This is a genomic window from Haloglomus irregulare (assembly GCF_007421925.1).
GTDB lineage: Archaea > Halobacteriota > Halobacteria > Halobacteriales > Haloarculaceae > Haloglomus > Haloglomus irregulare.
Window position 1 is genome coordinate 107,214 of record NZ_QMDX01000001.1, and the last position, 17,036, is coordinate 124,249.

Sequence of the window (17,036 nt, forward strand, 5' to 3'; positions counted from 1 at the left end):
GATGGTCAGCGGATCTCCGGGTCGCCTCGGCGTCGGAATACGGGGCTTTCTGTGGGCGGCGAAGCCGGCGCGAGGGCCACCGAGCCGTGAGAGCGCTCAGTCGTCGGCGTTCGCCTCGGGGTCGGCGTTGGCCGCGGCCAGCGCCTCCGCGGCGGGGCCGGTGAGGTCGAGGCCGCCCGAGAGGTCCCGCTGGGGGTACGGGATATTGATGCCAGCGTCGTCGAACCGCTGCTTGACGGTCGTGACGTACTCGCCACGGGTGCGGACGAAGTCGGCGCGCGAGGGGTTCCGGATCCAGAACCGGCACTGGAGGCCGACGTAGGAGTCAGCGAGCTCGGTCAGCCGTACGGAGGGCGCGGGGTCCTCGAGGATATCGTCGTTGGCTTCGGCCTCCTCCATGATGATGTCGGTGGCCGCCTCGATATCGTCGTCGTAGCCGATGCCGAAGACGAACTTCATCCGGAGCTTGTCCTTGGCGACAGGGTTCTTGATGACGCCGTCGGTGAGCTGGGAGTTCGGGACGGTCAGCAGCTCGTTGTCGAAGGTGCGGACCCGGGAGACGCGCAGCGAGATGTCCTCCACGATGCCGGAGTTGTCGTCCCACTCGATCCAGTCGCCGATGCGGAACGGCCTGTCCGTGTAGATGAAGATGCCCGCGACAAAGTTCTTGAGGACGTCCTGCATCGCGAACCCGATGGCCAGCGTGGCGGCCGCAGCGATGGTGGCCAGCGACTGGAGGAAGTTCCCGAAGCCGGCGAGGCCGAAGGCTGCCGTGACGGCGACGAAACCGATGACGATGCCGACGACGCGTTTGAGCGGTCGCTTGGCGTGGTCGTCCAGGTCGCGCCGGTCCAGCACGCGGCCGAAGATCGGGGTGATGAGGACCCGGCCAAGCAGATAGATCGCGATGAAGACGACGACGAAGACGATCGCCTGCGCGATAGGGGCGGCCAGCGCGGCCGGGACGCCGACGCTCTCGAGGGACTGGGAGACGAAGCCGGTGCCATCCACCGCGGTCTGTACGGGGGCGAGCGGGAGTCCCATCACCGGAACACCCCGGTGTGGCCGCGTGTCCGGAACAGTTCCGCGCCCGCGCGCTCGGCCAGTTCCTCGGCGAGTGCCTCGGTCGTGGTTCCACCACGGGCGGCCCGCAGGAACTTCACCTTCACCAGGTCGCGCTCCGCGAGCTGGTCGCGCAGCTCCTCGACGACCGGGTCCAACCCGGCCTTGCCGACCCAGACCGTCACGTCGAGGTCGTGGGCCCGCCGTTTGATGTCGTCCGTCATGTAGCCCGGCTTCGTGGTCGTCTGTGTTAAAAGCTATACACGTTGCCGTCCCCGAGCGACGATCGGAAATCGGTCAATCGTAGGGGTAGCGGGCGTGCTCACCGCAGTCGCAGGTCACGACGACGTGGCCCTCGCGGGTCCGGACGCGCGCGTTCCGTCCGGGGACCAGATAGGCGTCGCAGCGGTCGCAGGTGAAGCGACGGAACCGGTGCGGGAGCGTGAGTCGGTGGCGCTCGGCGACCCGGCGGGCCAGTCGGACGTACCGCCGGGCGCGGTCCGGCCGGTCGGCGCGGACCGCCTCGCGCGCCAGTTCCTGTAGCCGCCGGATCCGCTCGGTCGCGATGGTTCGGTCGCTCGCGTCCACGCCACGTCTGCGACCGCCCCCGGGTTGTGCGTTGCGGGTCCCGGCGGCACGCGGGACGGGTGGACCCTCGCAACCCTGAAGTAAGCGCCCTCCTACCTCGATGTATGGACCTCTCGCTGACGGCGGAACAGAAGCAGATCAAGGAGATGGTCGCGGAGTTCGTGGACGAGGAGGTCGTCCCGCGCGCCGCGGAAATCGACCACGAGGACGAGTTCCCCCAGGACCTCGTCGACGAGATGGGCGACCTCGGGCTGATGGGTGCCCCGTTCCCGGAGGAGTACGGCGGCGCCGGTCTGGACTACCACGCCTATCCGATCGCGCTCGAGGAGATCTCGCGCGGATCGGGCGGCCTGGGCACCATCATGGCCGCGCACGTCTCGCTCGCGGGCAACATGGTGTACCAGTTCGGTGACGAGGCCCAGAAGCGGCAGTACCTCGAACCGATCGCGCTCGGGGACGACATCGGCGCGTTCGCGCTCTCCGAGGCCGGCGCCGGCAGCGACGTGCCCGCCATGGACACCACGGCCGAGCGCAACGGTGACGGCTACTACATCAACGGCGGCAAACTGTGGATCTCGAACGGCTCCGTCGCGGACACGGTCACCGTCATCGCCAAGACCGACGCCGGCGCGGGCCGCGAGGGCATGTCCTCGTTCATCGTCCGCCCCGAGGAGGACGACGGCTTCATCGTCGAGGGCACGGAGGACAAGCTCGGCGACAAGGGCTGCCCGACCGCCGAACTCCGGTTCGACGACTGCTACGTCCCCGAGGACCGCCTGCTCGGCGAGGAGGGTGATGGCTTCGTCCAGGCGTTGAAGACCCTGAACGGCGGGCGCATCACCATCGCCGCGCGCTCGGTCGGCATCGCCCAGGCCGCGCTCGATGCCGCTACCGACTACGCCGGCGACCGCGAGCAGTTCGACCAGCCCATCGGCGACTTCCAGGCCATCCAGCACAAGATTGCCGACATGGACACGAAGACCCGCGCCGCGCGCCTGCTGATGCACGACGCCGCGGACAGGAAGATGCGCGGCGAGCGCTTCCGCAAGGAGGCCGCCCAGGCCAAGCTCTACGCCTCTGAGGTCTCCCGCGAGGTCGCCAACGAGGGCATCCAGATCCACGGCGGCTACGGGTACACCAAGGACTTCCCCGCCGAGCGGTTCTACCGCGACGCCAAGCTCAACGAGATCTACGAGGGCACCAGCGAGGTGCTGCGCAACACCATCGGGCAGGACCTCCTGGACTGATGCGGTCCCTCGACCGGTAGGTTGGTCCGTTGCCAGCCCATACCGGTATCCATGACCGCGACCGGTACCGACGGTGACGTGACGGCCACCTACGAGGAGACAGACGAGGAGCGGCGGCTCACCTACGAGCGCGACGGCCGGCGGGCCACGGTGGCCCAGAACGCCGACGGCTACGCCATGCTGAAGGTCCGCAACGGCCCCGGCGGCGACGAACTCGAGCGCTACTACGGCTTCGATATGGCGCTTGACCACGCCGCCGAGCTGCTCGGCGTCTCGCCGCACGACCTGCCGGTGCCCGAGGGAGCGGCCGACATGGGGATGTGAACGAGCTGTTCTGATGAGTCGGGGGTCCTCGCGGGGCGTCGTGCCGCCCGTGGGAACCGACCAGCGGTTCGCTCGGGGGCGGAACACCAGACGGCTCGCCACAGAAGCCGGTCGGAGAGCCGGCACCCGGGCACCCAGCCGGGGCGAAACTCCGGCACGCTCGCTCCACTCGCGCGGACGGACCCGTCCGTACAGTGGCCGCTTACTCGGCCAATATCGGCTTCCTAGCTGCTGTGGGCGGTATATGACACGTGCCCATGCCCCTCGTCTCGAAAGGCGCTGTTCCAAGAGGTCGCGGTCGGTCAGCGCCGGTCGCGATGCTCCTCGGCGAGGGCGGTCGCCTGCTGGCGGTTCTGGCAGGCCGTCCAGCGGACCTGCGCGGCGTCCCGGTAGGCCAGCGCCTCCTTGACCTCGTCGCGGAGGGGGCCGTGCTCGACGGCGAGGACGGTCCCGTCGGCGTCGCCGAGTTCGTAGACCCCGTAGCGGTCGGGGATCCTACCGACCGTGGCGCGCTCCAGCGGTTCCCAGGCCTTCCGTAAGGGCATCACTCCACCTGCTCGGGGGCCTCGGTCCCCTCACCGTCGCCCTCGGACGGGGCGACGATCTCGTACGCTTGCTCGGAGACCTCGTCCTCGACGAAGACGAAGACGCGCCCACGGGCCTCCGCCGGGTCGGCGGTCACCTCGACGCGGTAGCCCGTGTTCGTCGCCTCGACGCCGGGGAAGACCGACTCGGACTCGTTCCGGCCGAGGATGACGCGGCCGACGCCGGCCGATTCGAGGATCTCGTCGTCGGTCTTCCGGTCGTTGACGTACAGCATCACCCCCTCCGTCTCTGTGGGGTCCGTGACGAGGAGGTGGACCTCCTTGCCGGGGGCGGAGACGACACGACCCTCCGCGCGCTTGGGGACGCCGTGGTAGAACACCGACCGACCGTCGGTGTAGGTCACCTCGACGCCCTCGGGTTCGAGCGAGACGCCCACCGTCTCGGGCGGGACGTCGGTCCGGTTGGCACTACTCATACGCATCGGTACAGCGCTCTGGCTTAAAAGGGCCGCGGGGCTGACGGGTGGACAAAATCGTTAAGACGCATACGACGGTTGTTCTCACATGCACGGGCGTCCGGGTATCGAGCAGGACGTCGGCCGTCCTGGTCGCGGTGTCGGAGCCGCGCCCGGTACGACGCCCTGGCGGGGAGCGGCATGACGATGGAAGACACCTTCTTCCGTGAACTCGCGGCCCGGAGCCGCGACGCCATCATCAGTATCGACGCCAACAGCGAGATTCTCTTCGCCAGCGACGGCGTCGAACGCGTCCTCGGCTACGACCCGGACGAGTTGGAGGGCGAGTCGTTGACGACGGTGATGCCCGAGCGGTTCCAGGAGGCACATATGATCGCCATCGACCGGTACCTCTCGGAGGGCGAACGGACCCTCGACTGGGACGATATCGAGCTCCCGGCGGAGCACGCCGACGGCCACGAGGTCCCGCTCTCCATCGTCTTCGAGGAGCACGAGTACGACGGCGAACCGGTGTTCTCGGGCATCATGCGCGACATCTCCGACCGCATCGAGCGCGAGGAGCAGCTGGAGCGGCAGAACGAGCAGCTGGAGCAGTTCGCCTCGGTCGTCAGCCACGACCTTCGGGACCCCATCAACACCGCGAAGGCGACGCTCTCGCTGCTGGAGACGGAGTCGGACGCCGGGGCCCAGGAGTACGTCGAGGACCTCGACGACGTCCTGGACCGGATGAACGAGCTCGTCGAGGACGTCCTGCTGCTGACCCGGACCGGGCGTGCGCTGGGCGAGACCGAGCCCGTGGACCTCGGTGCCGTGGCCAGGCGGGCCTGGTCGATCTCGGGGAGCGACGCGGCGACGCTGGTCGTCGAGGCCGACGGGCTGACCGTCGAGGCCGACGAGGGTCGGCTGCGAGCGCTCCTAGAGAACCTGCTCCGGAACTCCATCGAGCACAACGACGGGGCGGACCTCCGGGTGACGGTCGGGTCGCTGTCCGGCCGGACGGGGTTCTACGTCGCGGACAACGGGTGCGGTATCCCGGACGAGAGGCGGGAGACGGTGTTCGAGGCCGGCCACACCACCAACCGGGAGGGGACGGGGCTGGGACTCGATATCGTCCGCACGGTCGCGGAGGCCCACGGCTGGACGGTCGACCTGACCGAGAGCGACGGCGGTGGCGCTCGGTTCGAGTTCGAGACCGGCGCCTGACCGGACGCGGCGGGTACCGTGACGCGGAACCCGTCCCCCGCCCCCGAAAGGTTATTATGTTCCCGGTCGACGCTTTCTCTGACATGTCCAAGAAGGCCCTCGCGGTCGTCGTCCTGCTCGCCATCGTCGGTCTCTACCTCGTCCGCCGGTAGTCCCGCCCGGGCGCGGCGCCCGCGCCGGCGAACGACACCACTTACCGTCGGGCCCCGCTATCGACCGGTATGGAGCACGGGGTCGTCACACGGAATCCCGACGAGCTGGAGTGGCCGGAGTTCGATAGCTGCTTCTACGAGGTGAAGTCCGTCGCCGGGAAGCCATCGGACCCCGAACCGAACGCCATCAACATGGTGTCCTGCTTCGCGGACAACGCGGCCGCCACGGGCAACCCCGACCTCGTCCCGGAGGACGACGAGGGCCGGAGGGCGACCCGCGAGCGGGAGTACTTCGACTGGGACTACATCGACCCGTCGCTGGCCGACTACAAGCGCGGCCTGCTCGACATCGTGGAGGACTGCGTGGCGGTCAACGGGGACGTGCGCCTGGACGACGTGGGCTGGCCGCGGGGCGAGTACTGCCACTGCGACCGGTGCGACGCGGCGTTCGCCGAGAGCGGCTTCGAGGACCGCGGGGCGTGGCGCGCGGCGATCATCACGGAGTTCGTCGCCACCGTCCGCGAGCACGTCCCGGGCGACCTCTACCTGACCGTCTACCCCGACCCGTACCCGGGCCACCTCTACGAGCGCTCCGGCCTCGATCTGGAGGCGCTCGCGGAGTACGTCGATGAGTTCGTCGTCCCGATCTACGACATGGCCTACTCGACGACCTACTGGCTGGAGATCCTGGCGTCGGCGTGGGCCGACCGCTGCGAGGAGTTGGGTCTGCCCTTCACCGTCGAACTGTACGCCGTCAACGTCGACCTGGACAACCTGCTGAAGGCGGCGACGGTGGCCGGCGAGTACAGCGACCGCGTGCTGTTCGGCTACGACGCCTCGCAGGCCCGGGCGGCGCTCCGCCGGCTCGATGCCGAGTCGCGCTCCGGCGTCGACCACGGGAGCCGGGACTGACGCGTCGCGACCGACCGCGCCGGAACGCGCTCGCCGGTCGACTGCGCCACCTCGGCCGTGTCGCCGTCCACACGGCGGACGCTGCTGGCCGCGATGGGCGTGCTCGGCGGAGCCGGCGACTACACCGTGACGGCCACCATCGAGGACGACCAGAGCAACCGGACGCTCGCGTCCCCGGCGGGGGGACGGCACCGCGGCGGGTGATGGGAGCGATGCCGTGGGTCGGGGAGACATCCGCGTGGCCATCAGCCCCGACAGTGGGCTGATGTCCCGCGCCGGGCTCAGACGCCCCGACGTCGACGCCACTCCCGGAGGATGTCGCGGTCGCGGGTGTCCGCCGGGAGCTCGGTGAACCAGCGCGCCTCGCTGATCTCCCCGTCCGGGTCCCGGGGCCGGGGCGTCGGTCCTTCGGGATCGGCCCGGGCGGCGTACACCGGAAGGACACCCCAGGTGTCGTAGCCGCCGGTCCGGACCTCGACGCGGCCGAGGACGCCGAGCCCTTCGTACGTGGCTTCGACGCCCGCCTCCTCGGCGAGTTCGCGACGTGCCGCCTCCCGGAACGACTCGCCGGGGTCGACCTCGCCGCCGGGGAGCACCCACATGTCGACGCCCTCGTGCCGGACGAGCAGCAGGTCGCCGCCGGGGCGATGGACGATGGTGTGGGCGCCGTAGGGCGTGCCCCGCTCACGGATGCGGCTGGCGAGGGTGCGGAACCGTCCCCGCGAGACGTGCTTCTCGTGGCGTCGCTCGAGGAAGCCGTCGTGGCGCTCCCGGAGCCGGTGGTAGGCCTGCTCGGCCTGCTGGTCGGCCTCGTCGGCCAGGTACCACAGGTCGTCGAGCGACATCAGTCCATCCGCCGGAGTGCCGGCACCGGGGCTGGAACCCCTGCTAACGGTCCCTCTGGGCGGTTCGCTGACGGTCCGGTGTGGGTGGGTCTGGCGCCGGGGCGGACGGAGGGATGCATAACGCCGGCTACACGTGGCCATCGCAAAAAGCGTTCGACCGTCCGTGTCAGAGCATCGTCCGGCGCCGGTCGGACGTCCCGGCCCGCCGACAGGGACCGCGTCCCGTCACGGGCGATGGCCCACTCGGCTGTCGAACCAACGTGCTTTTGCGGTGTCGTGGGGAACGCGAACGCATGAGCTTCGAGAAGGGCGACACGGTCGTGCTGCACGACGAACACAGCGAGTTCGACGGCCAGGTGGGCGAGGTGACGCAGGTCTCCGAGACGATGTTCGGCGACGCCACCTACATCATCCAGTTCGAGGACGGCCAGGAGGCCGGCATCTCCGAGGACGCCATCGAGGCCGCCCCCGAGGACGCCGCGACCGACGAGGACGAGTAACTCGCGGGATGGCGTCGGTCCCCTTCCACTACGTCGAGCTCCGGACGTTCTGCTACGCTACGGAGGACACAAAGCGCGTCGAGTCGGCACTCCGCCGGTTCCTCCCCGACCGTGGCGAGGACGACCCGCGGGATCCGGTGGAACTCCGCTGGTCCGAGACGGAGGGGTTCAACGGCGACCGCATCATCGTGCTGTCGACGCGGCTGGAGCGGACCGGCGAGATCAGCCACGCCCTGCGGACGCTGGCCGCGGCCGACGAGTTCGAACGTGTCCTCGACGAGCTGGACGACCGCGTGGACGAGGACTGCTCACTGTTCCTCTCGCTCGACAAGCAGGCCGCCTTCCAGGGCCGCACCGAGGTGGGCGAGGGGATCACCCTCCGTGCCAAGGTCGAGGCCTATCCGGCCGAGCGCGAGACCGCCGTCGAGAACGCCCGTGAGGCGTTCGCCGGCCTCGTCGAGCGCGAGGACTGACCGGACGGCGGGCCCATACGAGGGCGGAGGAGCCGGCGATGGACGCCTGCGGTTTAACGACGCGCGATTACACGGCGACATCTTGATACTCGCCACCGTGGATGCGACAGTATGTCACGCTACGCGGACGGCGACCGGTCGCTGCGACTGGACCCGGACTCGTTCTCGGGGGGGGTACTTCCGGAACGCGGTCTACCGGCACTGGGACCCCTACGAGGCCATCCCGGCGGAGCTACTGGCGCAGGACCGCGAGCGGCTCATCGACTCGGACTGGACCGACGAGGAGTTCCGCGGCTTCCGGGCCTCCATCGCCAAGTTCGGCGCCGGCGAGGAGGCCGTCACCGAGGACCTCGCCCCGCTGGCCATCGCGCTCGACGACATCGACGACGGGATGTTCGTCTCCAGCCAGATCTACGAGGAGGCAAAGCACGCGGTCTTCTTCGACCGCTACTGGCGCGAGGTCATCGACCCCGTCGCGGAGGCGCGGGGCATCGAGCGGCTCCCCCCGACCGACGAGGAGTTCTTCAACGACGCCTACGTCCAGCTGTTCGACAGGACCGAGGCCGCGATGCACCGGCTACTCGAGGACGGCGAGAACACCGTCCACAATCGCGTGGTCGCCTACTGCCACTACCATCTGGCCGTCGAGTCGGTGCTGGCACAGACGGCCTACTACGGCTACCAGGCCCAGTACTCCGACACTGGGCCGGAGTTCGACCAGTTCGAGGACGGGACCCGGACGGAACTCGACGGGCTCATCGAGGGTATCACCCGCATCCGGAGCGACGAGGGCCGCCACGTCGGCTTCGGGATGCGGAAGGTCCAGGAGCACATCGAGGCCGGCGACGTCGATGAGGTGATCATCCGGGAGACGCTGCAGGAGCTGCTCCCCCACATCGCCGGCATCGTCGACGACGGTCAGTACGATACGGACTTCGACTCCACGCCGCTGGTCGAGTACGCAAGTGAGAAGCTCTCCCGGCGCATCGAGATCATCACCTCCCGGGACGCCGAGTTGCCCCCCCGTCGAGGAGCTGGTCCAGATCAAGGGCGCCGAGGAGGTCGGTGCCGACTGAGTCGGTCGCGGGGACCGCGCGACGGCCTCGTAGCAGGTGACGTTCCCACCGCGGACGTTGGGCTCGCCGGGCGACGGGCCCTGCAGCAGTAGCGTGGCGCCGCTCGACGGTCCTGGACGCCCGGACGCCGGACCTGGAGGTCGAACGGACCCCTCCGTCGACGAGGAGCTGGAGTCCGTACTCCCGTCAGCCGCAGTCCTCGGAACGCGGATCGACGGCGTGACACCCATGAACCCGTTGCAGCCGGCCGGCAGCAGGAGTACCGCCAGAGGGAGGGGTCGAGGCGTATCCGTCATCCACCTCCGCGCAGTTCGGCACAGGGCTCCCGTCCCTCGGCCCGTCCACCTCACGGAACCAGGGCCAGTTACCGGCCGGCCATCGGCGACCATGCCGAGATATACCTCCGTGTCGCTCGAACCCCGGCATCGGTGGATAGGAGCGCTCGTTGCTGAGAACACGTCGCAACCGCACGGATACGGCGGACCCGCGCTCTACCCCGTTCCACAGAGCACCTCATCGGTTACCAGTAGCCGCCGCTCTCCAGCCACTCCGCGCTGCCGCGGGTCCCCACGACGACCATGCCGACGACGCTGCCGACGACCAGCGCCATGGTGACGACGGCGGCGGCCGCCCGGCTCCCCGCGAGCGGGCCGGTGACGAGCGAGACGACGGCGCCCAGGGCGACCAGCGCGACGGCCAGCCCGCAGACGGCGCTTAGGAGTCGGGTGTAGTCCATACCGACCGCTGGCGCCGCCGGAGTATAAAGCTCAAGACTCGTCGCCGCCTCGGAGGGGTATGACCGTCGTCTGTGTCCTGGCCGACCCGCCACGCCCCGGACTCGTCTTCCCCGACCTCGTCGCGAACGCCCCGCTCTCGCCCGCGGCGGCGGCCGAACTCTACACCGCCGCGCTTCGCGACGTCTGCGGGGCCGCCGAGGCCAGCGGTGGCGACCTCCTCGTCAACTACCGTCCGGACGACGCCATCCCCGACGCGCACGTCCCCGACGGTGCCGACGCCGAGCGCGAGGTGCGCGAGGCCCTCGAACCGACGCTCGACGAACCCGACGAGGCCCGCTTCGAGGTCCAGGTCGGCGAGACGTTCGCCGGGCGCGCCGGCAACACCGTCACCCATCTGCTCGACCAGGAGGGCGTCGCCTCCGCCGCCGTCACCGAGCCGGCCGCCGTCTTCTGCGCCCGGCAGGAGGTCGACGAGGCCGCGATGAAGCTCCGGCGCGCGCCGGTCGTGCTCGGGCCCGGGACCCGCGGCCGCGTCTACTTCGCCGGCTTCACCGAACCGATCGACTTCACCGACGCCTACACGCCGCCCGCGCTCCGGACGCTGACCGACCGCGCCGGCGATGCCGGCCACGACGTCGACTACCTCGGGACGCTCCCGCTGCTGGAGACGCCGGCCGACCTCGCGGAGATACTGCTGGGCGTCGGGACCCGCCGGACCGCCGGGCGACCGGTCCCGACCCACGTCGCCGACTGGCTCGACGACAGCGCCCTGACCGTCGTCGCCGACGGCGCGGGCGGGCTGGCACTGGCCGGCGAGTGACCCGCCCCGACACCGATAGGTCTTAGCGACCCGGCCCGCTACGTCCGGGCGAGGTGGGGTGACCGAGTGGCCTAAGGTGGTTGCCTTGAGAGCAACTGGCGCCTCGCGCCTCATGGGTTCAAATCCCATCCCCACCGCTTCCCCGAACATTCCACTACTTATCCACAGAAGTCCAGTTTTCCACTATATATCGACGTATTCAGCAGATATGCCGCCGATACGTCGCTTCTCTGCATACCGAGGCTACCACCAGTGACGGCAGGAACCTATCGGAGGCCCCCGGCCGGTGGCGGCTCGCTCCGGTCGCTTCGCTCCCCCCGCTGCGGTGCGTGCTCTACCTCACCGGGTCGACCGGCCGGCCCGTTTCAGTCCCACCCGGTGGCGGTTCCGGCCGGGCAGGGCGTCCCTGCGTCTCCCCGCGCTCGTGCGCTTCCTGCTCCCGGAACCGACCGACCAGCCCCTCTCGGGCCGGGAGCGCGTGGCCGAGCAGTGCGGGGCGGTTTCGCCGCCGTTCCGGGCGGCGCGGAGCGCCGCGAGTGCGAGGCCCGCGCGTGCCGGGGGACCCCGTCCCCCGTGCCTGGGGCATGGCCGCGAGAGGCCGGGGAGGGACAGAGCCACAGCGCGTCTCCGCTTCCCGGCTCCTGGCGGGCTCGAAGGGCGAGGGCTTCGGGGGCGTTCCCATCGTCGCTGTCGTCGCTGTGGTCGTAGGAGCAGGAGGGGTTCCGGGGACGCTGCCGCCGTCGGTGTCGGCTGCACACTGAGCGGCCATCCGAGCGCCGCGTTCCTCGGTCGGATTTAACCCGGTCCCCGCCGAACCAGCACGTATGCTCACTGCACGGGAGGTCGCGGTCCTCGACGCGAACGCCGAGGCGCTCGGCGTGCCGCGCAAGCAGTTGATGGAGTCGTCGGGCAACGCCGTCGCCCGGGCGGTCCGGGACCTGGTCGACCCGGGTGCCGCGGTGGCCATCGTCGCCGGACGGGGGAACAACGGCGGCGACGGGCTGGTGGCGGCGCGGTTCCTCGACGAGTACGAGGCGTCGGTCCACCTGCTCGGGCGGGCGTCGGCCATCGGGACGGACATCGCCCGGGAGAACTGGGAGGCACTGATAGAGGCCGAGTACGACGCCCACGAGGTGACCGATTCGAGCGCGCTTGCCCTCGGCGACCCGGACCTCGTGGTCGACGCGATGCTCGGGACGGGGGTCGCGGGCGACCTGCGCGAGCCCGAGGCGACCGCCGCCGCGGCGATGATTGACGCCGACGCGACCGTGCTCTCGGTGGACGTGCCCTCGGGCGTGGACCCGGACGGCGGCGTGAGGGCATCGAACGCCGTCGACGCCGACCACGTCGTGACGTTCCACGACACGAAGCCCGGGCTCCGGGCCGTCGACGCCGAGGTGCGGGTCGAACCCATCGGCATCCCCGCGGCGGCCGAGCGGTTCGTCGGGCCGGGCGACCTGCTCCGGCCGGGTCGGGACCCACGGGGCCACAAGGGCGACCACGGCGAGGTGCTCGTGGTCGGCGGCGGGCCCTACACCGGCGCGCCGGCGCTGGCCGCACGGTCGGCGCTCCGGGCGGGGGCGGACCTCGTGCGGGTCGCCTGTCCCCACCCCGTCGCCCGGGCGCTGCAGGGGTACAGCGAGAACCTCATCGTGCGGCCGTTCGAGGGCGAGCGGTTCGCCCCGGGGAACGTCGCCACGGTCGCGGCACTGGCGACTGGGCACGACACCGTCGTCCTCGGGCCGGGGCTGGGCGACGCGACCGCGACCCTGGACGCGGCCGGGCAGCTCCTCTCGGGGCTGGGCGGCACCGTCGTGGTGGACGCCGACGCGCTGCAGGTCGTCCCGGAGGTGGAGACCGACGCCACGTTGCTGTGCACGCCACACCAGGGCGAACTCCGGGCGATGGGCGGGGAGACGGCCGCGGACCCCGCGGAGCGGGCCGACCTGGCCGAGGCGTTCGCAGCCGAACTGGGGCACACGCTGCTGGTGAAGGGCGCACAGGACGTCATCACCGACGGCGAGCGGACGCGGCGCAACCGGACCGGGAACGCCGGGATGACCGTCGGCGGGACCGGCGACGTGCTGGCGGGCGCCTGCGGGGCCCTGGCCGCCGTTCTGGACCCGCACGCGGCCGCCTGCGTCGCCGCCTTCGCCAACGGTCGCGCGGGCGACATCGTCGTCGCGGAGCGGGGCCACGGCCTGGTCGCGACTGACCTCGTGGACGCGCTGCCGCAGGCGCTCCGTCGACCGGACGCGGCCGGGGGGGCAGCATGAGCGACGAGAACCCGGGGGGCGACGGCGGAAACGACGGGGACCCGGAAGGGTTGACCCACGTCGACGAGGGTGACGTCCAGATGGTGGACGTCGGCGACAAGCCCGACACGGCGCGCCGGGCGGTCGCGCGGGGGACCATCCACCTCCGGGCCGCTACCGTCGACGCCGTTCGCGCCGACGAGGTCGGCAAGGGCGACGTGCTCGCGACTGCCCGCGTCGGCGCCGTCCAGGCGGTCAAGCACACCTGGGAGACGGTCCCGATGTGCCACCACATCCCCATCACCAACGTCGAGACGACGTTCGACGTGGGCGACGGGCGGGTCGACCTGGAGGTGGCCGTCGAGACGACCGGCAAGACGGGCTGCGAGATGGAGGCCCTGGAAGGGGTCACGACGGGGCTGAACGTCGTCTGGGACATGGTGAAGGCCGTCGAGAAGGACGACGACGGCGAGTATCCGGCGACGCGTATCGACGACGTGCGGGTTGTCGAGAAGACGAAGCGGCCGCTGGAGTAGGACGCAGTCGCCGGTACCGCCCCGCCTGGTGGTGGACTCGAACTCAGTACCAGATCGAGTCGCCGCTGCACTGTGTCTGGTTGATAATCGCCGTCCCCGCTCCATCCTCGTCTGCGACGAGTTCGATGAACAGGCGCGGCTCGAACTCCTCCGGTCGCTCGTCGGCGGGTCGGAGTTTCCGCGCGCAGTCGGGGTAGTAGCGGTATTCCGCCGCGGGCATTCCGTAGCTGTCCCCGAACCGGACCCGGACGAGGTAGCTCCGTGCCGGCGCGATGTCCGTGGTCGTTTTTCGACCGGGGGCGCCGGTCACGTCCGCCGGCCCCGGGACGGAGATCGACTCCTCGTAGACGACCGCCTCGCTGTACTCGTTCCCGTCAGGTCGCAGCAGTTCGACACTGACCTCTGCCTCCTGCTCGATTTCGTTGCGGAGCATCAGTGAGAGCTGCGGCCCAGGGACCAGCGGGAGCCGCGAACAGCCGGCCAGCGCCGCCAGCCCGGCCGCGCCGCCGGCTCGCAACAGGTCGCGTCGGGAGGGCATCACCGGTGGCACGGCGGCATGGAGAATGTGTCTTGTGTCGCCTCACGTGGGAAACGGGGCCTCCCGGCCGGCAGAACACGGCGCTGGCCTCCGGGCCAACCTGTTCTCCGCCGTGGCTCAGGCCTCGACCGCCATCTCCGAGGCCTTCGACCGCGCCCGGCTGATCACGCTCGGCCGGGCCTCGAAGTCGACGACGACCTGCTCGCCGTAGTCCACGTCGTTGACGTGGGCGTTGTCGTGGACCCAGGAGACGAGGCTCATCGCCTCGTCGCACATCGGGAGGACGAGCCGCTCGCGCTCGAGCGGCGGCAGTTCGTCGTCGACGCGGTCGCGCAGTTCGGCGATACCGTCGCCGTCCAGCGCGCTGACGGCGATGGGGTTGGGCGCGAGCGCCGAGAGCGCATCCCGCTTGCGCCGGAGTTCGTCGGCGGCCACCTTATCGGTCTTGTTGAGGACGGTCACGATAGGCGCCTCGTTGCGCTCGTACAGGGTGTCGTGACACGTCACCAGCTTCTCGCGGATCCCCTCGACCGGGTCGGAGACGTCGACTACGAGCAGGACGAGGTCGGCCCGGTACACCTCCGACAGCGTCGATTTGAACGACTCGACGAGCCAGTGGGGCAGGTCCGAGACGAACCCGACCGTATCGGTCACGAGCACGTCGCGCCTGCCCATGTCCGCGCGGCGGGTCGTGGTGCCGAGCGTGGTGAACAGCCGGTCCTCGGACTCGGCCGTCGCGTCCAGATCCGGGTGGAGCTCGGCGTTCTCCTCGATGTCGAGCTCGTCGGCCAGCCGCCGGAGGAGCGTCGATTTGCCGGCGTTGGTGTAGCCCGCCAGCGCGACGAGGTCGAAGCCGGACTCGCGGCGCTGCTCGCGCCGGTGGGCCTCGGTCGTCTCGATGGCCTCCAGCTCGTCGCTGATCTCGGCGATCTGGCGCTTGATGTCCTGCTCGCGGGACTCGTCGTACTCGCCGAGCCCCATGAACCCGGGGCGCTCGTCGCGTTTCGCCAGCGACGCCTTCGCCTCGGCCCGGGGGAGCTCGTAGCGCAGCTCCGCGAGCTCGACCTGGAGCTGGGCCTTCTTTGTCGCGGCCCGTTGGCCGAAGATCTCCAGGATGAGTCGGAACCGGTCGACCAGCGCGACCCCCTCGGGCAGCCTGTTGCCGAGATTGAACGTCTGGTACGGGCCGAGCCGGTTGTCGAACAGGACCGCGCCCGCGCCCGCCTCGGCGACGACCGCCGCCAGCTCGTCGGCCTTCCCCTCACCCAGACAGAGGGCGGGGTCCTCCTTCCGGGTCTGGGTCACCTCCGCGACCACCTCGTAGCCCGCGGCTCGGGCGAGGTCGCGGAACTCGACGAGGTCGGCCTCGCCGGCGTCAACCCGTTTCGCGACGACTGCCGTCCCCTGGTGTTCCTCTGTCACTCACCGCTCCCTTGCCTCCCCTGGGTGAAAACCTCATCGCCGGTCGGTCCCGCCCGACGGGTCGCCACAAGAGCCTTACACCACCCTGGCCCATCCCTCGACAATGGTCGATTTCCAGTCGCTGGCCCAGACCGTCGGCATCAACATTGGGACGGGCGCCCTCATCGGCGGCATCATCGGCTTCACTGCCAAGAAGGTCGCCAAGCTCGTCGCCATCATCGTCGGCCTCGAACTGGCGCTGTTCAAGTTCCTCGAGTCACGGCAGATACTCGTCGTCAACTGGGACAGGGTCGGCGCGAGCTTCCTCACCGCCGGCGAGGCGGCCGCCTCGCAGACCCCGCCGTCCTGGATCATGACCCTCCTCTCGACGCTCTCGGTCAGCGGCGGGTTCGCGGGCGGCTTCCTGCTCGGGTTCAAGAAGGCGTGATGCCTCGGTCACAGTCAGTTTCCCGGGAATCGCTGTATCACTCGTAATATCGGGGACGTTCGGGCCGAGAGTGCCCGATAGCCTGCGAACAGCGACCCGGTGAGTCCCCGGCGCCCTGGCGCTACCGTCGGACGACCTCGACCTCGTGGCCGTCGTTGGTCCTGGTGAAGGCGTAGCGCTGGTTGCAGGATTCGGGGTCGCGGTAGTCGGCGGCGTTACGCAGCATGAGCGCCTCCCAGGCGTCGTTGAGGTCCTCCGTGCGGACGGCGAGGTGACCCCAGGCGTCCCCCATGTCGTAGGTGCTGCCGTCGTAGTTGTAGGTGAGTTCGACGCTCATCGCCTCCTCGGGGGCGTCGCGGGGGGCCATGAAGTAGAGCGCGAAGCTGTCGAGCTCGACCCGCCGGTGCAGCTCGTAGTCGAGCTTCCGGGCGTACCAGCCGATGGCGGCCTCGGCGTCCTCGACACGGAGCATCGTGTGGTCCAGCGACCAGCGCGCCCCGTGGTCGCGCTCGACGATCTCGATCTCGTGGCCGTCGGGGTCGGTGACGAAGGCGTACTCCCCGCCACAGGACTCGGGGTCGCGGTAGTCCGCGACGCCCCCGTCCATGAGTTCCGCGTAGGCCTCGTGGACGTCGTCGACGCGGACGGCGATGTGGCCCCAGGCGTCACCCATGTCGTAGCTCCGGCCGTCGTGGTTGTACGTCAGCTCCAGGACGGCGCCGGCCTCGTGGCGGTCCTCGGGGGCGAGGAAGACGTTGGTGAACGTGTCGGCCTCCATGCGCCCCTCCTCGACGTAGTCGAGATGGCTCGTGTACCAGTCGACCGATGCCTCCAGGTCCTCGACCCGCATCATGGTGTGGTCGAGCGTCGCGTCGAACGAGGTATCGGAGTCAAGCAT

Annotated in this window: 22 protein-coding genes and 1 tRNA gene; 13 read left to right on the forward strand and 10 right to left on the reverse strand. The window is 70.1% G+C overall.

Annotated elements, in window-relative coordinates; all coding sequences use genetic code 11:
• Positions 1-96 precede the first annotated feature (96 nt).
• The 3 genes from DP107_RS00645 to DP107_RS00655 all read right to left on the reverse strand — a co-directional run bounded on the left by DP107_RS00645 (position 97) and on the right by DP107_RS00655 (position 1,650).
• A complete protein-coding gene (locus DP107_RS00645) occupies positions 97-1,044 on the reverse strand; it encodes a mechanosensitive ion channel family protein (RefSeq protein WP_144260202.1) in 948 nt (315 codons plus the stop codon).
• On the reverse strand, positions 1,044-1,286 hold the full coding sequence (locus tag DP107_RS00650; protein WP_144260203.1) for a YhbY family RNA-binding protein: 243 nt from the start codon (positions 1,284-1,286) through the stop codon (positions 1,044-1,046). Before DP107_RS00650 ends, DP107_RS00645 begins: the two co-directional genes overlap by 1 nt.
• 73 nt (positions 1,287-1,359) lie before the next feature.
• Positions 1,360-1,650: a ribonuclease P protein component 4 gene (locus tag DP107_RS00655; RefSeq protein ID WP_144260204.1), complete on the reverse strand. Its 291-nt coding sequence runs from the start codon at positions 1,648-1,650 to the stop codon at positions 1,360-1,362.
• Between the two features lie 104 nt (positions 1,651-1,754).
• On the opposite strand from DP107_RS00655, the gene DP107_RS00660 reads away from it, so the two are divergent.
• Positions 1,755-2,897, forward strand: a complete 1,143-nt coding sequence (locus DP107_RS00660; protein ID WP_144260205.1) for an acyl-CoA dehydrogenase — start codon at positions 1,755-1,757, stop codon at positions 2,895-2,897.
• A 51-nt stretch (positions 2,898-2,948) separates the two neighbouring features.
• Complete coding sequence (locus DP107_RS00665; protein ID WP_144260206.1) at positions 2,949-3,221, forward strand: DUF7111 family protein; 273 nt, start codon at positions 2,949-2,951, stop codon at positions 3,219-3,221.
• 302 nt (positions 3,222-3,523) lie between these two features.
• Here the strand turns inward: DP107_RS00665 and DP107_RS00670 are convergent, their stop codons facing one another.
• A complete protein-coding gene (locus tag DP107_RS00670; protein ID WP_144260207.1) occupies positions 3,524-3,766 on the reverse strand; it encodes a DUF7508 domain-containing protein in 243 nt (80 codons plus the stop codon).
• On the reverse strand, positions 3,766-4,242 hold the full coding sequence (locus DP107_RS00675) for a DUF5796 family protein (RefSeq protein WP_144260208.1): 477 nt from the start codon (positions 4,240-4,242) through the stop codon (positions 3,766-3,768). Before DP107_RS00675 ends, DP107_RS00670 begins: the two co-directional genes overlap by 1 nt.
• 180 nt (positions 4,243-4,422) lie before the next feature.
• On the opposite strand from DP107_RS00675, the gene DP107_RS00680 reads away from it, so the two are divergent.
• From DP107_RS00680 to DP107_RS19700, 3 genes are all read left to right on the forward strand, one after another.
• Positions 4,423-5,445, forward strand: coding sequence for a sensor histidine kinase (locus DP107_RS00680; RefSeq protein ID WP_144260209.1), 1,023 nt, complete (start codon positions 4,423-4,425; stop codon positions 5,443-5,445).
• 221 nt (positions 5,446-5,666) lie between these two features.
• Positions 5,667-6,509: a hypothetical protein gene (locus tag DP107_RS00685; protein ID WP_144260210.1), complete on the forward strand. Its 843-nt coding sequence runs from the start codon at positions 5,667-5,669 to the stop codon at positions 6,507-6,509.
• A gap of 57 nt (positions 6,510-6,566) precedes the next feature.
• Positions 6,567-6,713 (forward strand): hypothetical protein, encoded by a 147-nt coding sequence (locus DP107_RS19700; RefSeq protein ID WP_185977113.1) that lies wholly within the window; start codon positions 6,567-6,569, stop codon positions 6,711-6,713.
• A 77-nt stretch (positions 6,714-6,790) separates the two neighbouring features.
• Here DP107_RS19700 and DP107_RS00690 read toward each other — a convergent pair whose 3' ends face one another.
• The gene (locus DP107_RS00690) at positions 6,791-7,354 is read right to left on the reverse strand and encodes an NUDIX hydrolase (protein ID WP_144260211.1); all 564 of its coding nucleotides are present in this window, start codon (positions 7,352-7,354) and stop codon (positions 6,791-6,793) included.
• A gap of 293 nt (positions 7,355-7,647) precedes the next feature.
• Between DP107_RS00690 and DP107_RS00695 the strand changes: the two genes are divergently transcribed.
• The 3 genes from DP107_RS00695 to DP107_RS00705 all read left to right on the forward strand — a co-directional run bounded on the left by DP107_RS00695 (position 7,648) and on the right by DP107_RS00705 (position 9,495).
• Complete coding sequence (locus tag DP107_RS00695; protein WP_144260212.1) at positions 7,648-7,854, forward strand: DUF1918 domain-containing protein; 207 nt, start codon at positions 7,648-7,650, stop codon at positions 7,852-7,854.
• Between the two features lie 8 nt (positions 7,855-7,862).
• Positions 7,863-8,327 carry an RNA-binding protein gene (locus DP107_RS00700; RefSeq protein WP_144260213.1) on the forward strand — a complete coding sequence of 155 codons (465 nt, stop codon included), beginning with the start codon at positions 7,863-7,865 and terminating at the stop codon, positions 8,325-8,327.
• 82 nt (positions 8,328-8,409) lie between these two features.
• Positions 8,410-9,495, forward strand: coding sequence for a ferritin family protein (locus DP107_RS00705; RefSeq protein ID WP_202877305.1), 1,086 nt, complete (start codon positions 8,410-8,412; stop codon positions 9,493-9,495).
• A 428-nt stretch (positions 9,496-9,923) separates the two neighbouring features.
• On the opposite strand, the gene DP107_RS00710 is transcribed toward DP107_RS00705, so the two are convergent.
• Entirely contained in the window at positions 9,924-10,139 is a 216-nt protein-coding gene (locus tag DP107_RS00710; RefSeq protein ID WP_144260214.1) for a hypothetical protein, read from the reverse strand.
• 59 nt (positions 10,140-10,198) lie between these two features.
• Here DP107_RS00710 and DP107_RS00715 point away from each other — a divergent pair, with 59 nt between their 5' ends.
• The 4 genes from DP107_RS00715 (at position 10,199) to moaC (ending at position 13,751) form a co-directional block, all read left to right on the forward strand.
• Positions 10,199-10,960 carry a hypothetical protein gene (locus DP107_RS00715; RefSeq protein WP_144260215.1) on the forward strand — a complete coding sequence of 254 codons (762 nt, stop codon included), beginning with the start codon at positions 10,199-10,201 and terminating at the stop codon, positions 10,958-10,960.
• Between the two features lie 52 nt (positions 10,961-11,012).
• Positions 11,013-11,097 (forward strand) — tRNA-Ser (locus tag DP107_RS00720).
• Positions 11,098-11,784: 687 nt separating this feature from the next.
• A complete protein-coding gene (locus DP107_RS00725; protein ID WP_144260216.1) occupies positions 11,785-13,236 on the forward strand; it encodes an NAD(P)H-hydrate dehydratase in 1,452 nt (483 codons plus the stop codon).
• Positions 13,233-13,751, forward strand: coding sequence for a cyclic pyranopterin monophosphate synthase MoaC (gene moaC, locus DP107_RS00730; protein WP_144260217.1), 519 nt, complete (start codon positions 13,233-13,235; stop codon positions 13,749-13,751). Before DP107_RS00725 ends, moaC begins: the two co-directional genes overlap by 4 nt.
• A 43-nt stretch (positions 13,752-13,794) precedes the next feature.
• Here moaC and DP107_RS00735 read toward each other — a convergent pair whose 3' ends face one another.
• Positions 13,795-14,289: a twin-arginine translocation signal domain-containing protein gene (locus DP107_RS00735; RefSeq protein ID WP_144260218.1), complete on the reverse strand. Its 495-nt coding sequence runs from the start codon at positions 14,287-14,289 to the stop codon at positions 13,795-13,797.
• A 117-nt stretch (positions 14,290-14,406) separates the two neighbouring features.
• Positions 14,407-15,711 (reverse strand): GTPase HflX, encoded by a 1,305-nt coding sequence (hflX, locus tag DP107_RS00740; RefSeq protein ID WP_144260219.1) that lies wholly within the window; start codon positions 15,709-15,711, stop codon positions 14,407-14,409.
• Positions 15,712-15,814: 103 nt separating this feature from the next.
• Between hflX and DP107_RS00745 the strand changes: the two genes are divergently transcribed.
• Positions 15,815-16,138: an FUN14 domain-containing protein gene (locus tag DP107_RS00745; RefSeq protein WP_144260220.1), complete on the forward strand. Its 324-nt coding sequence runs from the start codon at positions 15,815-15,817 to the stop codon at positions 16,136-16,138.
• 121 nt (positions 16,139-16,259) lie between these two features.
• Here DP107_RS00745 and DP107_RS00750 read toward each other — a convergent pair whose 3' ends face one another.
• A complete protein-coding gene (locus DP107_RS00750) occupies positions 16,260-17,036 on the reverse strand; it encodes a VOC family protein (RefSeq protein WP_238330729.1) in 777 nt (258 codons plus the stop codon).